Source organism: Streptomyces sp. NPDC056128, assembly GCF_042263835.1.
Taxonomy (GTDB): Bacteria; Actinomycetota; Actinomycetes; order Streptomycetales; family Streptomycetaceae; genus Streptomyces.
The window spans coordinates 196,706-210,982 of record NZ_JBHJVQ010000008.1; the positions used below are offsets into that span (position 1 = coordinate 196,706).

Consider the following 14,277-nt stretch of genomic DNA (forward strand, 5'->3'; position numbering starts at 1 on the left):
GCGCGTCGGTTCCCGAGTGGCGCTGACGCTCTCCGCGGCCAATGACCGCAACCGTGCCACGTCGAAGCGGCGCTGCCTCGGCTGCGACGGCAGCGGCAAGGAGTGAGCACGCATGGCTTACACGATCGACCGACACTCCTGTGAGGACTCGCCGAGGCTCGGGGCGATGACCTTGCATCCGGAGCCCGAGTCAGTCTCCCGTGCTCGTCGCTGGTTCCGTAAGTTCATCGCCCCGTACAACCCGGCCTGCTCGATCGACGACTGCGCACTGCTGATCTCTGAGCTGGTCACGAACGCCATCTGCTACGGCAAGTCGGAGGATCCGTGGCTGGTGCGGGTCGAGTGGTTCCGCGTCGGGACCTCGCTCCGCGTCGAGGTGCACAACCCCGGGCTCCCGGCGAGCATACGGCTGCGTCATCCCGACGCGGACGACGCCCACGGGCGAGGGCTGCTCCTTGTCGACTCCATCGCGGATTCCTGGCACTCCGGTCCCAGCCACCTCGGCGGCACGGTCGTCTCGTTCGTGGTCGCTGATGCCTGGCCGGCCTGACGAAGTCGTTCATCGCCCGCGTACCGCATCCAGTCCTGGGGGAAGGAGCGGGACACCGTAACTCAACCGAGTGACGGGCAACTGGTTCGGTCTCGGAGGTTGGCTCGGCGGCTCTACTGTGCGTCTCGCTCTCGCCCACTCAGCGCACCCGAGGAGCCGACACAGGTATGGCGACACCGCCGAATCAGCAGCCTGTCCAGCCGTACGGACAGCCTCCGACGATCATCATCAACAACAACAATTCCGCCGCTGCGTCTGCCGCAGCCATCGTCGGCGGAGTGGGGCTCAGGCGGCGGCGCCAGTCCCTGTTGGTCCACTTCTGGCTGTTCATGTTCACCGCCGGCATCGGCAACGTCTTCTACGCGATGCACGTAAGTCGCTGGAACCGCGACCGGGGGCTATGACGTATCGAGTGGCCCTTCCATCTCGATATGTCAGGAGGGGCCAAGCGAATCGGTAGGGGAAGGCGTGACCGCACCGGGGCAACAGAAAACCCCCGGCCGATGAGCAGGGGGTTAATTGGAGCGGGTGACGAGAATCGAACTCGCGCTCTCAGCTTGGGAAGCTGATGTTCTACCATTAAACTACACCCGCGTAAGACGCCGACCACGGTCGGTGCCTGGACGCTCGCTCACTCTACCCCATCGCTGGCCCCCGGTGTTCCCGCCGCGGGGCCGGTGGTCGTTCCGGGGGGTGGGATGCGGCTGCGGGCGGGCCGAGTTGGCGCGTACGGTGGGGCGTTGGAGAGGGTGTGCGTGAGGGCGGAGTGCCGCCTGGAGAGTCGTCTCTTTCATCCCGTACTGTGGCTTTTGTCGTCAGGGTAGAACACAGCCAGACGCGGCTTCTGGGGAAGGGACTTGAAGGACTTGATGGAGCGCACCACCGTCGTCCGCTGTGCCGATGGGCACGTGTTCACCGCCGCCTCGTTCCCGATGCAGCAGGCCGAGCGACTCGGCCCCGGCAGGCTCGTCCGATGTCCGCGGTGTGCGCGGCTGCGGAGTGCCGTGCCGGTGGGTTCGCAGGAGCGGTAGCAGCACCCCCGGGGGGCTGCCCCGGGGCAGGATCGGGCGCGCGGTGAGGCGGCGGTTGTCGCAGCTCCGCGCGCCTTGCGTATCCTCGGTGCGTGCTTCTCTCAGACAAGGACATCCGGGCCGAGATCGACTCCGGGCGGGTGCGGATCGATCCCTTCGACGACTCCATGGTGCAGCCGTCGAGCATCGACGTGCGCCTCGACCGCTACTTCCGGGTGTTCGAGAACCACCGGTACCCGCACATCGACCCCTCCGTGGAGCAGGTGGATCTGACCCGGCTCGTGGAGCCGGAGGGCGACGAGCCGTTCATCCTGCATCCCGGCGAGTTCGTGCTGGCCAGTACGTACGAGGTCGTCTCGCTGCCCGATGATCTCGCCTCGCGGCTGGAGGGGAAGAGCTCGCTCGGGCGGCTCGGCCTCGTCACGCACTCCACCGCCGGGTTCATCGACCCGGGGTTCTCCGGGCACGTGACGCTGGAGCTGAGCAATCTCGCGACCCTGCCCATCAAGCTGTGGCCGGGGATGAAGATCGGGCAGCTGTGCATGTTCCGGCTCACGTCGCCGGCCGAGCACCCGTACGGGAGCGAGCGGTACGGGTCCCGTTACCAGGGGCAGCGGGGGCCGACCGCCTCCCGCTCCTTCCTCAACTTCCATCGGACCCAGGTATGAACCCAGGTATGAGCAGGACGAGCGCATGAGTGATGTTCGGGAGAATCTGACCTACGAGCAGTTCGGCGTCGCCGTGCGCGAACTCGCTCAGACCATCGCCGACGACGGGTACGAGCCGGACATAGTGCTCTCCATCGCCCGCGGTGGGGTCTTCGTGGCGGGCGGGCTGGCCTACGCGCTGGACTGCAAGAACATCCACCTCGTGAACGTCGAGTTCTACACGGGGGTCGGGACCACGCTCGACATGCCCGTCATGCTCGCGCCCGTCCCCAACGTCATCGACTTCTCCGACAAGAAGGTCCTGATCACCGACGACGTCGCCGACACCGGCAAGACGCTCAAGCTGGTGCGGGACTTCTGCCTCGACACCGTCGCCGAGGTCCGCAGCGCGGTGGTCTATGAGAAGTCGCACTCGCTCGTCCAGTGCGAGTACGTGTGGAAGCGGACCGATGAGTGGATCAACTTCCCGTGGTCCGTCGAACCTCCGGTCGTCCGGCGGGCCGGGCAGGTGCTCGACGCCTGACCGGGCCGTCGAGGAGGAGTGCGTGCATGAGGAGGGCCCCCGGCATCATGCCGGGGGCCCTTCCCGCTGAGACCGAGACCGACCAGAGCTACTAGAACGTCCCCAGCTTCACGATCGACAGCAGTGCGATCAGCTGGATCGCCGACGCGCCCAGCGCCTTCGGCCAGGGCAGGTCGTGGGAGCGGGTGACCATCAGGGTGAGGAGGGCGCCGGCCGCGATCCAGGTGGCCCAGCCCAGGATCTGGACGAAGGGCGCGTCGCCGCCGGCGAACAGGGCGACGACCAGGCGCGGGGCGTCCGTGATGGACATGATCAGCATGGAGAGGCCGACCGTGGGCTGCCACGCGCCGTCGCCGCCGAGCTGGCGGGCCAGGGTGTGGGTGACCACGCCCAGGACGAACGCGCTCAGGACCATCGCCACGGCCGTCGTCAGGACGATCGGGACCGCGTTCGACAGGGTGGCGTTGATCGCCTCCTCGCGGGCGCCGTCGAAGCCGAAGACCGCCAGCAGGCCGTAGAGGAACGTCACGATGAGCGCCGGGGCCCACATCGCGTAGTCCCGCATCTGGAGGAAGGTCTGGTTGGGGGCGAGGACGACGCCCCTCAGCAGGTCCTTCCAGTGCAGGCGCGGGCCGACCGGGCCGGGGGCCGAGGCGGAGCCGGCGCGGTAGGTGTCGCCCTGGTTGTAGGGGTCGTCGACCGTGAACGCCTGGGTGTGGCCCGGGTTGTTGGCGGCGTACGGGTCGTACGGGGCCTGGCCGCCGTGCGGGCCGGGGTGGTGGCCGCCGTCGCCGAAGTACTCCGGCTCCCCGTGGCCGCCGCCGGGTGCCTGGGGCCACGGCGAGCCGCCCGGTCCGGGTCCGCCACCCCCGTACGGCTGCTGCGGGTACGGCTGCCGAGGCGCCGCCTGGCCGCCGTACGGCGGTCCCTGGGGAGCCTGCTGTCCGTACGGTGGGCGTTGCGGTCGCGCGTTTGGAGCGCCGTTGTCCCGGCCGCGTCCGATCCTGAATCCAGCCACGCCTTCGAACGTACCTGGTCCCGGAGAGTGACGTGCGGGGCCCGGCCATTCGGGGGACCCTTTGCGGCCGAGCTGTGACATCCCTTACGGGTGTCCCCGAGGGGCTGTGGCGGGGGCGGGCGCCCTCACCAGGGGACTCGCCCGCCCGGCCCCTAGGGGGTCAGGAAGTACGACGTCGAGAAGGTCAGCGCCGGCTCCGTCGTCACCAGCCCCTCGGCCGCGCCCCGGTGGACCTCGACCGTGTCCTTCGTGTCGCCCTGGTACGTCCGCACGACCAGGTCCGCCCGCCCGTCGCCGTCGAAGTCGCCCGCCGTCAGCACCCGCGTCGTCCCCTCGGCGGCGGGCTCCACCGTGACCGCGCCCCGCGTCGTCGGGCCCGTCCCGCGGACCGGGAGGACGCGTATGCCGGAGTCGCCGGTGACCAGCTCCATCAGACCGTCGCCGTCGAAGTCGGCGGCGTCGAGCTGGGTGCCGGGGGTGTCGAGGGTGCCCCGCCGGGGGGTGGGCAGGTCGAAGTGCAGAGCCGTGCCGTCCGCGTCGCCCACCGCCGCGTCCAGCGCCTTGCCCCGCCCGAACGCGCCGAGGGCGACGTCGGTGCCGGCGGGGAGGGTGGCCCCGGTGCGGGTGGGTCCCGCCGGGCCGCCGAGGACGAGGGCCGCGGCGCCGGGGCCCGCGGAGGCGCGGACGACCAGGTCGTCGTACCCGTCGCGGTTCACGTCGGCGGCGGGGCCGGTCGGCACCTCGCCGGGGGAGAGGACGGGCGCGCCGGCCTTCCGCGGGGCGCCCTTGCGGGTGAAGGGGCCGCGCAGATAGCTGAGGTGACCGGCCGAGGCGTGCACGACCAGGTCCTCGGCGCCGTCGCCGTCGAAGTCGCCGCAGACCGGTCGCTCGGGCCAGTCGTTGCCGAAGCGGGCCTTGTCGGGGACGTTCAGCGGGACCGCGCGGGCGGCCGGTCCGGTCGGGGAGCCGAAGAGGAGCTGGAGCGGGACCGGGGGGCGGCCCTGGCCGTCGTAGGGCGGGTCGGTGGTGACCACCAGGTCGGTGAAGCCGTCGCCGTCGAGGTCGCAGGTCGCCTCCACCTCGAAGACGGCCGGTGTCTGTCCGTCCGTGGGGGCCGCGTACTTCGCCGGGGTGAGCAACTGCCGGGCGCCCGGGACCAGTCCACGCGAGGAGCCGTAGACGATGCCGATCCCGGCGTCGTCGGCGTGGCTCTGCGCCTTGACCAGGTCGTCGAGGACGAGGTCGCGGTGGCCGTCGCCGTTGAAGTCGTCGGGGACCTCGCTGCCGTCGCCGCGCGGGACGGGCAGCGCGGCGGGGGCCTGGGCCGCCCGTACGGGGGTGGGTTCGGCGTCCTTGGTGGCGGGAGCCTCGCCGCCCTGGCCGCAGGCGCCGAGCAGCAGCATGCAGCCGACGGCCGCCGCCGTGCCGACCCGGGTGCTTCTTCGCCTGCGCACCATTCACCCCGTCCGTCCGAACCCGTATCACCGGTGAACCCGTATCACCGACAAGGACCGAGTAATGATGCACGTGTTCGACGAAAGGCGACACCCCCGGCGAATGGCGGCTTCCCCTGGATGGCGGCACTCCGGTGAACGGCGACACCCCCCGGTCCGGGCGGGACCAGGGGGTGTCGGCGGAAGGGACCGCCGGGCGGCTACTTCACCGGCTCCGGCGTCGGCTCGCTCTCGGCCTCCGGCTCGCCCGCCGGGTCGGCCGGGGTCTTCACGGAGTCCAGCAGGAGCTGGGCGACGTCGACGACCTGGATGGACTCCTTGGCCTTGCCATCGTTCTTCTTGCCGTTGACCGAGTCGGTCAGCATGACGAGGCAGAACGGGCAGGCGGTGGAGACGATGTCCGGGTTGAGGGACAGGGCCTCGTCGACGCGCTCGTTGTTGATGCGCTTGCCGATCCGCTCCTCCATCCACATCCGCGCGCCGCCGGCGCCGCAGCAGAAGCCGCGCTCCTTGTGGCGGTGCATCTCCTCGTTGCGGACGCCCGGGACGGCGGCGATGATCTCGCGCGGCGGCGTGTAGATCTTGTTGTGCCGCCCCAGGTAGCACGGGTCGTGGTACGTGATGATGCCCTCGACCGGCGTGACCGGGAGCAGCTTGCCCTCGTCGACGAGGTGCTGGAGCAGCTGGGTGTGGTGGATGACCTCGTAGTCGCCGCCGAGCTGCGGGTACTCGTTGCCCAGGGTGTTGAGGCAGTGCGGGCAGGTGGCGACGATCTTCTTGGCCGACTTGGGCTTCGCCGACTCGGGCGTCACCTTGCCGTCGTCGTCCATCTCCTCGCCGAAGGCGGCGTTGAGGGACATGACGTTCTCCATGCCCAGCTCCTGGAACAGCGGCTCGTTGCCCAGGCGCCGTGCCGAGTCACCGGTGCACTTCTCGTCGCCGCCCATGATCGCGAACTTGACGCCCGCGATGTGCAGCAGCTCTGCGAAGGCCTTGGTGGTCTTCTTGGCGCGGTCCTCCAGGGCGCCGGCGCAGCCGACCCAGTAGAGGTACTCGACCTCGGTGAGGTCCTCGATGTCCTTGCCGACGACCGGGACCTCGAAGTCCAGCTCCTTGAGCCACTCCAGGCGCTGCTTCTTGGCCAGGCCCCAGGGGTTGCCCTTCTTCTCCAGGTTCTTGAGCATCGTGCCCGCCTCGGACGGGAACGCGGACTCGATCATGACCTGGTAGCGGCGCATGTCGACGATGTGGTCGACGTGCTCGATGTCCACCGGGCACTGCTCGACGCAGGCGCCGCAGGTGGTGCAGGACCACAGGACGTCGGGGTCGATGACGCCGTTCTCTTCGAGGGTGCCGATCAGCGGGCGCTCGGACTCCGCGAGGGCGGCCGCGGGCACGCCCGCCAGCTGCTCCTCGGACGCCTTCTCCTCGCCCTCCATCGTCTTGCCGCCGCCGGCCAGCAGGTAGGGGGCCTTGGCGTGCGCGTGGTCGCGCAGGGACATGATCAGGAGCTTGGGGGAGAGCGGCTTGCCGGTGTTCCAGGCGGGGCACTGCGACTGGCAGCGGCCGCACTCGGTGCAGGTGGAGAAGTCCAGCAGGCCCTTCCAGGAGAACTGCTCGACCTGGGAGACGCCGAAGGTGTCGTCGTCGCCGGGGTCGGTGAAGTCGATCGGCTTGCCGCCCGACGTCATCGGCAGCAGGGCGCCGAGGGCGGTGCCGCCCTTCGCGTCGCGCTTGAACCAGATGTTCGGGAAGGCCAGGAAGCGGTGCCAGGCGACGCCCATGTCGGTCTTCAGGGCGACGGTGATCATCCAGATGAACGAGGTCGCGATCTTCAGGCCGGCGAAGAGGTAGACGAGGTTCTGGAGGGTCGAGACGTCCAGGTCCCCGAGCGCGGAGACGACCGGGTACGAGATGAAGAACGACGCCTCGTAGCCGTCGACGTGGTGGAGGGCGCCCTCCAGCGCGTGCAGCATGAAGATGCAGACGCCGACGATGAGGATGACGGCCTCGACGAAGTACGCCTGGCCGAAGTTGGAGCCGGCGAAGCGGGACTTGCGGCCCGGCTTGTCCGGCCTGCTCAGCTGGCGGATCACGATCAGGACGAGGATGCCGAGCACCGTCATGGTGCCGATGAACTCGACGAAGACGTTGTACGGCGCCCAGTCGCCGATGACCGGCAGGATCCAGTCCGCCTCGAAGAGCTGCCCGACCGCGTTGACGATCGTCAGGAGCAGGGAGAAGAAGCCCACCGCCACGAACCAGTGCGCCACCCCGACGATGCCCCAGCGGTTCATCCGGGTGTGGCCGAGGAACTCCCGGGCCACGGTGACGGTGCGCGCTGTGGGATCGTCGGTCCGCGTGCCGGCCGGCACCGGCTGACCCAGCCGCATGTAGGTGAGGATCTGCAGGACGGCGCGGCCGAACAGTGCCACGCCGACCACGATCAGGACCAGCGACACGATGATCGCGGCGAGTTGCATTTGGGGGCTCCTCGGGCCTGCGAGGTTGCGAGGGGATCGATATTACTAAGCGGTAACTTATTCAGTCCGTCCGAGACTACCCCGATCCTCCGCCGCACTGTAGTCGGACGTGCGGTGATCTGCGTCGCTGAGGCAACCCTGACCGCCGGACCGGTCGCCGGACCGGTCGCCGGACCGGTCGCCCGCCCGGCGCCACGCCGTAGCGGGCGCGCAATTCATAGCAAAACGTGATATCCGGCATAGCTTATCCCCGTGCTCTACGGGATCGCCGCCGCCACCGCCTCCTTCCTCCTCGCCACCCTCCTCGCCGCGCTGCTGCGCGCACCCGCCCTCTCCCTCGCCTTTGTCGACCGGCGCCGCCGGCGGCCGGTCCCGCTCTCCGGCGGGGTGGCCGTCGCCCTCGTCACCGCGCTGGTCGCGTGGGCCGGGGACTGGACCGGCGTCGTGCCACTCGGCTCCGCGGCCGGCCGGCTGCTCCTGGGCGCGTCCGCCGTCGGTGTCGTGGGCCTCGCCGCCGACGTCTGGCGGCTGCGCCGGCGCTGGGTGGCCGCCGGTACGGCCGTCGCGGCGGCGTGCGTCGTGCCGTACGGCGAGACGGGGCCGGTGGCCGGCGTGCTCGCCGTGGGATGGATCACGCTGGTCGCCTCCGCCTTCCGGGGGCTCGACCACGCCGACGGGGTGGCCGGCACGGTGGGGGTCGTGACCGCCTTCGGGGTCGCCGCCTGTGCCGCGGCGGAGCTGCGCGACGGGCTGGCGGTGGCGCTGCTCGCGCTGGCCGCCGCGCTGACCGGACTGCTGCTGCACAACTGGCATCCCGCGCGGATCGCGCTCGGTGCGTGCGGGGCGCTCTTCGCGGGGTTCCTGCTGGCCGGGGCCGCGGTGTTCACCCGCGTGGGGCACGCGCCCGTGAGTGGTACGGCGGTGCTGTTCGCGCTGACCGTGCCGGCCTGCCTGGACGTCGTACTCGTCCTGCTCTCGCGCCGGCTGGCCGGGCGGCCGCCGCTGCGGGCCGGACCCGACCATCTCGCCCACCGGCTGCGCCGGCTCGGGCTCACTCCGCAGGGCGCCGCGCTGGTCGTCGGCGTGGTCTCGTGCGGCGCGGTGCTCGTGGGTGTGCTCGTGCACACCGGCCGGCTGGACGGGACGGCGGTGTGGTGGGTGGCGGGCGGTGCGGTCGCCGCGCTGGCGGGACTGCTGCGGGTGCGGGTGTACGGGCCGCGGCGCGGGGCAGGGGCGGCAGGGGTGCCGGGACAGACGCCCGGTCGGCCCCAGGCGCGGGCGCAGGCGCAGGCGGAGGGGCCGGTGTCCGGTCGGCCGCAGGCGCGGGTGCGGCGGCCGCGTACGGAGTCCCCGGTGCCTCCCGAGGCGATCGGACCCCCTAGGGGTGCATCCTCCCGAGGGTCGATTTTCCCGGTTCGTCAGGCCAGACGCACCGAAGAAGCCCAGGTCAGCGCGCCGTTGCGCGTAAGGAACGGATAAGAGTTGAGTCGGCTCGACTCACCTACGTTGACCGCGCGAAGGCCGTCATGCACACTTGAGCCTGTTCCACTCAAGTCAGCTGGAGGTTATTCACCATGGCACGTGCGGTCGGCATCGACCTGGGCACGACTAATTCCGTCGTCAGCGTTCTGGAGGGCGGCGAGCCCACCGTCATCACCAACGCCGAGGGCGCCAGGACCACGCCGTCCGTCGTCGCCTTCGCCAAGAACGGTGAGGTGCTGGTCGGCGAGGTGGCCAAGCGTCAGGCGGTCACGAACGTCGACAGGACCATCCGGTCGGTCAAGCGCCACATGGGCACCGACTGGAAGATCAACCTGGACGGCAAGGACTTCAACCCGCAGCAGATCAGCGCCTTCGTGCTGCAGAAGCTGAAGCGGGACGCCGAGTCCTACCTGGGCGAGAAGGTGACCGACGCGGTCATCACCGTCCCGGCGTACTTCAACGACGCCGAGCGCCAGGCCACCAAGGAGGCCGGCGAGATCGCGGGCCTGAACGTCCTGCGCATCGTCAACGAGCCGACGGCCGCCGCGCTGGCGTACGGCCTCGACAAGGACGAGCAGATCATCCTCGTCTTCGACCTCGGTGGCGGCACCTTCGACGTCTCGCTCCTGGAGATCGGCGACGGCGTCGTCGAGGTGAAGGCCACCAACGGTGACAACCACCTCGGTGGTGACGACTGGGACCAGCGCGTCGTCGACTACCTGGTGAAGCAGTTCCAGGCCGGTCACGGCGTGGACCTGTCCAAGGACAAGATGGCCCTCCAGCGCCTCCGCGAGGCCGCCGAGAAGGCCAAGATCGAGCTGTCCTCGTCCACCGAGACCTCGATCAACCTGCCCTACATCACGGCCTCCGCCGAGGGCCCGCTGCACCTGGACGAGAAGCTCACCCGGGCGCAGTTCCAGCAGCTCTCGGCCGACCTGCTGGAGCGCTGCAAGACGCCGTTCCACAACGTCATCAAGGACGCCGGGATCCAGCTGTCCGAGATCGACCACGTCGTTCTCGTCGGCGGCTCGACCCGTATGCCGGCCGTCGCCGAGCTGGTCAAGGAGCTGACCGGCGGCAAGGACGCCAACAAGGGCGTCAACCCGGACGAGGTCGTCGCCATCGGCGCCGCCCTGCAGGCCGGTGTCCTCAAGGGCGAGGTCAAGGACGTCCTGCTCCTCGACGTCACCCCGCTGTCCCTCGGTATCGAGACCAAGGGCGGCATCATGACCAAGCTGATCGAGCGGAACACGACGATCCCGACGAAGCGTTCGGAGATCTTCACCACCGCCGAGGACAACCAGCCCTCCGTGCAGATCCAGGTCTACCAGGGCGAGCGCGAGATCGCGGCGTACAACAAGAAGCTCGGGATGTTCGAGCTGACCGGTCTGCCGCCGGCGCCCCGCGGCGTCCCGCAGATCGAGGTCGCCTTCGACATCGACGCCAACGGCATCATGCACGTGACCGCGAAGGACCTGGGCACGGGCAAGGAGCAGAAGATGACCGTCACCGGCGGCTCCTCGCTGCCGAAGGACGAGGTCGACCGGATGCGCCAGGAGGCCGAGAAGTACGCGGAGGAGGACCACGCCCGCCGCGAGGCCGCCGAGTCCCGCAACCAGGGCGAGCAGCTCGTCTACCAGACGGAGAAGTTCCTCAAGGACAACGAGGACAAGGTCCCGGGCGAGATCAAGACCGAGGTCGAGGAGTCCGTCGCCGAGCTGAAGGAGAAGCTCAAGGGCGAGGACACCGCCGAGATCCGCACCGCCACGGAGAAGGTCGCCGCCGTCTCGCAGAAGCTGGGCCAGGCCATGTACGCCGACGCCCAGGGCGCGCAGGCCGCCGGTGGCGAGGCCCCGGGCGCCGGTGCCACCGCCGGTGACGGCGACAAGGCCGACGACGACGTCGTCGACGCCGAGATCGTGGACGACGAGCGCAAGGACGGTGCCGCGTGACGGAGGAGACCCCGGGCTTCGAAGAGAAGCCCGACGTCCCCTCCGGCGCCAGCCCTGACGACGCCGAGCCGAAGGCCGCCGCCCCCTCTTCGGAGGAGGGCGCGGCCCCGGCCGGGGACGCGAGCGAGAACGCGGGCCTGGTGGCCCAGCTGGACCAGGTGCGTACGGCGCTCAACGAGCGCACGGCGGACCTCCAGCGGCTCCAGGCCGAGTACCAGAACTACCGCCGCCGCGTGGAGCGGGACCGCGTCGCGGTCAAGGAGGTCGCCGTCGCGAACCTCCTGACCGAGCTGCTCCCGATGCTGGACGACATCGGCCGCGCCCGGGAACACGGGGAGCTGGTCGGTGGCTTCAAGTCCGTCGCGGAGTCGCTGGAGACGGTCATCGCCAAGATGGGCCTCCAGCAGTTCGGCAAGGAGGGCGAGCCCTTCGACCCGACGATCCACGAGGCCCTGATGCACTCCTACGCACCGGACGTCACCGAGACGACCTGCGTGGCGATCCTCCAGCCGGGGTACCGGATCGGCGAGCGCACCATCCGCCCCGCGCGGGTGGCCGTCGCCGAGCCGCAGCCCGGCGCGCAGACCGTCAAGCCGGCCGAGGAGAGCACCGAGGCCAAGGACGGCTCCGACTCCCCGGAGAACAAGGAGAGCGGTGGCCCGGAGGAGGGCTGACGTCAGTAGGCGAAGCGGGAAGGAGGGACGTCGGGGATGAGCACCAAGGACTTCATCGAGAAGGACTACTACAAGGTCCTCGGCGTCCCCAAGGACGCCACCGAGGCCGAGATCAAGAAGGCGTACCGGAAGCTCGCCCGCGAGTACCACCCGGACGCCAACAAGGGGAACGTCAGGGCGGAGGAGCGCTTCAAGGAGATTTCCGAGGCCAACGACATCCTCGGTGACCCCAAGAAGCGCAAGGAGTACGACGAGGCCCGCGCCCTCTTCGGCAACGGCGGATTCCGTCCGGGGCCGGGCGCGGGCGGCGGCGGCACCTTCAACTTCGACCTGGGCGACCTCTTCGGAGGCGGCGCCCAGGGCGGGGGCCAGGGAGGCGGCGCCGGCGGCTTCGGCGGCGGGCTCGGGGACGTCTTCGGCGGCCTGTTCAACCGCACCGGTGGCGGTCCCGGCACCGGCACGCGGACCCAGCCGCGGCGCGGCCAGGACATCGAGTCCGAGGTCACGCTGAGCTTCACGGAGGCCATCGAGGGCGCCACGGTCCCGCTGCGGATGTCCTCGCAGGCGCCCTGCAAGGCCTGTTCGGGGACCGGCGACAAGAACGGCACACCGCGCGTGTGCCCGACCTGCGTCGGCACCGGCCAGGTCGCGCGGGGCTCGGGCGGCGGCTTCTCGCTCACCGACCCGTGCCCGGACTGCAAGGGCCGCGGCCTGATCGCCGAGGACCCCTGCGACGTCTGCAAGGGCTCCGGACGCGCCAAGTCCTCGCGGACGATGCAGGTCCGCATCCCGGCCGGGGTGTCGGACGGGCAGCGCATCCGGCTGCGCGGCAAGGGCACGCCGGGCGAGCGGGGCGGCCCGGCAGGCGACCTGTACGTGGTCGTGCACGTCAAGGACCACTCCGTCTTCGGCCGCAGGGGCGACAACCTCACGGTCACCGTCCCGGTCACCTACGCCGAGGCGGCCCTCGGCGGCGAGGTCCGGGTGCCGACCCTGGGCGGTCCGCCCGTCACGCTGAAGCTTCCGCCGGGCACGCCCAACGGGCGTACCATGCGGGCCCGCGGCAAGGGCGCGGTCCGCAAGGACGGCAGCCGGGGCGACCTTCTGGTCACCGTCGAGGTGAGTGTTCCGAAGGACCTGACGGGGAAGGCTCGTGACGCGCTTGAGGCGTATCGCGAGGCGACCGCGGACGAGGATCCGCGGGCGGAGTTGTTCCAGGCCGCGAAGGGAGCTTGATGGGGATGGACGGTCGTCGACGCAACCCGTATGAACTGACCGAGGAGACCCCGGTCTACGTCATCTCGGTGGCGGCCCAGCTCTCCGGTCTGCACCCGCAGACCCTGCGCCAGTACGACCGCCTCGGCCTGGTCTCCCCGGACCGCACGGCCGGGCGCGGCCGGCGCTACTCGGCCCGTGACATCGAGCTGCTCCGCACGGTGCAGCAGCTGTCGCAGGACGAGGGAATCAACCTGGCCGGAATCAAGCGCATCATCGAACTGGAGAACCAGGTCGCCGCGTTGCAGGCCCGCGTGGCGGAGATGGCCGACGCCCTCGACGGGGCGGCGACGGCGATGCGCCAGCGCGAGGCGGCGGTGCACGCGTCGTACCGCCGTGACCTGGTCCCGTACCAGGAGGTGCAGCAGACCAGCGCCCTGGTCGTGTGGCGGCCCAAGCGGCAGCAGTCGGACTGACGGCGCCATTGAAGGGGCCCGGGGGCGCGCACTAAGCGCGCCGCTCCCGGGCCCCTTCGCGTGCGCCACCCGCTCGCGCCCCCCCGAGCCGGCGTCAGCCGGGAAGCAGCTCGCCGGCCGCGTCGACGGCCAGCGTCCACATGGACTGGGCGCCGGTGCCGAACGCGGTGGCCAGCGCGTAGCCGAGGGACGCGTCCAGGGCCTCGCACCCGGCGTCCTCGCGCCACTCCGCCCGCACGTGGCCTCGTCCCTCGCCGTCACCGGAGAAGTCCCCCACGTGCTCCCCGTCGCGCGAGAGGCGGCTGCCCAGGGCCGAGTCGGGCACCAGGCGCCAGGTGCGGCCGGCGTACCGGACGTCGACGGCGAACGAGCGCCGGGTCAGCCGCCCCTTCGACGGGCTGATCACGGCCTCCTCGCCGTCGACGGTCAGCGTGAGCCGGCTGCCGTCCCGGGTGCCGACGGGGGTGTGCTCGTCGGTCTCCGTGCCCTCCGCGCGGCGCAGCTCGACGCGGGGCAGCGCGTCGCCCTCGACGGTGACCTCCCCGAGGCCGGTGTCCAGCCGGACGGTCAGGGCGCCGAAGCGCGCGTCCTCGGTGACGTGGGCCATGCGGTCTTCCTTCGCCGTGCGGTGGCTGACGGGTGGTCGGTATGCGTCAGGTGGTCGGTGTGCGACCGGGGCTCAGTACGTCAGACGCCCATGGGCGCCCGCGCGTTGTGCACCCAGGTGTGACCGGGGCGTGAGAGCGCTCCC

At 70.7% G+C, this 14,277-nt stretch carries 13 protein-coding genes and 1 tRNA gene; 9 read left to right on the forward strand and 5 right to left on the reverse strand.

Going from position 1 to position 14,277, the window contains the following annotated elements; genetic code table 11:
- The first annotated feature begins 112 nt into the window (after positions 1–112).
- Positions 113–550 carry an ATP-binding protein gene (locus ACFC1X_RS18700; protein ID WP_376354986.1) on the forward strand — a complete coding sequence of 146 codons (438 nt, stop codon included), beginning with the start codon at positions 113–115 and terminating at the stop codon, positions 548–550.
- Between the two features lie 167 nt (positions 551–717).
- Positions 718–954: a hypothetical protein gene (locus ACFC1X_RS18705; protein WP_376354988.1), complete on the forward strand. Its 237-nt coding sequence runs from the start codon at positions 718–720 to the stop codon at positions 952–954.
- Positions 955–1,070: 116 nt separating this feature from the next.
- Here ACFC1X_RS18705 and ACFC1X_RS18710 read toward each other — a convergent pair.
- Positions 1,071–1,144, reverse strand: a tRNA-Gly gene (locus ACFC1X_RS18710).
- Positions 1,145–1,673: 529 nt separating this feature from the next.
- On the opposite strand from ACFC1X_RS18710, the gene dcd reads away from it, so the two are divergent.
- Together dcd and ACFC1X_RS18720 are read left to right on the forward strand one after the other, a co-directional pair.
- Entirely contained in the window at positions 1,674–2,249 is a 576-nt protein-coding gene (gene dcd, locus ACFC1X_RS18715; RefSeq protein WP_064728971.1) for a dCTP deaminase, read from the forward strand.
- 25 nt (positions 2,250–2,274) lie between these two features.
- Positions 2,275–2,772 (forward strand): phosphoribosyltransferase, encoded by a 498-nt coding sequence (locus ACFC1X_RS18720; protein ID WP_376354990.1) that lies wholly within the window; start codon positions 2,275–2,277, stop codon positions 2,770–2,772.
- 91 nt (positions 2,773–2,863) lie between these two features.
- On the opposite strand, the gene ACFC1X_RS18725 is transcribed toward ACFC1X_RS18720, so the two are convergent.
- The 3 genes from ACFC1X_RS18725 to ACFC1X_RS18735 all read right to left on the reverse strand — a co-directional run bounded on the left by ACFC1X_RS18725 (position 2,864) and on the right by ACFC1X_RS18735 (position 7,727).
- Positions 2,864–3,871: a Yip1 family protein gene (locus tag ACFC1X_RS18725; RefSeq protein WP_376354992.1), complete on the reverse strand. Its 1,008-nt coding sequence runs from the start codon at positions 3,869–3,871 to the stop codon at positions 2,864–2,866.
- A 71-nt stretch (positions 3,872–3,942) separates the two neighbouring features.
- Positions 3,943–5,247, reverse strand: coding sequence for an FG-GAP repeat domain-containing protein (locus ACFC1X_RS18730; RefSeq protein ID WP_376354994.1), 1,305 nt, complete (start codon positions 5,245–5,247; stop codon positions 3,943–3,945).
- Positions 5,248–5,444: 197 nt separating this feature from the next.
- Positions 5,445–7,727: a (Fe-S)-binding protein gene (locus tag ACFC1X_RS18735; RefSeq protein ID WP_376354996.1), complete on the reverse strand. Its 2,283-nt coding sequence runs from the start codon at positions 7,725–7,727 to the stop codon at positions 5,445–5,447.
- 252 nt (positions 7,728–7,979) lie between these two features.
- On the opposite strand from ACFC1X_RS18735, the gene ACFC1X_RS18740 reads away from it, so the two are divergent.
- The 5 genes from ACFC1X_RS18740 (at position 7,980) to ACFC1X_RS18760 (ending at position 13,526) form a co-directional block, all read left to right on the forward strand.
- Positions 7,980–9,206 carry an MraY family glycosyltransferase gene (locus ACFC1X_RS18740; RefSeq protein WP_376354998.1) on the forward strand — a complete coding sequence of 409 codons (1,227 nt, stop codon included), beginning with the start codon at positions 7,980–7,982 and terminating at the stop codon, positions 9,204–9,206.
- Positions 9,207–9,301: 95 nt separating this feature from the next.
- A complete protein-coding gene (dnaK, locus tag ACFC1X_RS18745) occupies positions 9,302–11,161 on the forward strand; it encodes a molecular chaperone DnaK (RefSeq protein ID WP_122616724.1) in 1,860 nt (619 codons plus the stop codon).
- Positions 11,158–11,835 carry a nucleotide exchange factor GrpE gene (gene grpE, locus ACFC1X_RS18750; RefSeq protein ID WP_376355000.1) on the forward strand — a complete coding sequence of 226 codons (678 nt, stop codon included), beginning with the start codon at positions 11,158–11,160 and terminating at the stop codon, positions 11,833–11,835. The genes dnaK and grpE overlap by 4 nt, the downstream gene beginning before the upstream one ends.
- Positions 11,836–11,871: 36 nt before the next feature.
- Positions 11,872–13,071 (forward strand): molecular chaperone DnaJ, encoded by a 1,200-nt coding sequence (dnaJ, locus tag ACFC1X_RS18755; protein WP_376355002.1) that lies wholly within the window; start codon positions 11,872–11,874, stop codon positions 13,069–13,071.
- Positions 13,072–13,076: 5 nt separating this feature from the next.
- On the forward strand, positions 13,077–13,526 hold the full coding sequence (locus ACFC1X_RS18760; RefSeq protein WP_376355004.1) for a heat shock protein transcriptional repressor HspR: 450 nt from the start codon (positions 13,077–13,079) through the stop codon (positions 13,524–13,526).
- A 94-nt stretch (positions 13,527–13,620) separates the two neighbouring features.
- Here ACFC1X_RS18760 and ACFC1X_RS18765 read toward each other — a convergent pair whose 3' ends face one another.
- Positions 13,621–14,133 (reverse strand): hypothetical protein, encoded by a 513-nt coding sequence (locus ACFC1X_RS18765; RefSeq protein WP_376355006.1) that lies wholly within the window; start codon positions 14,131–14,133, stop codon positions 13,621–13,623.
- Between the last annotated feature and the right edge of the window lie 144 nt (positions 14,134–14,277).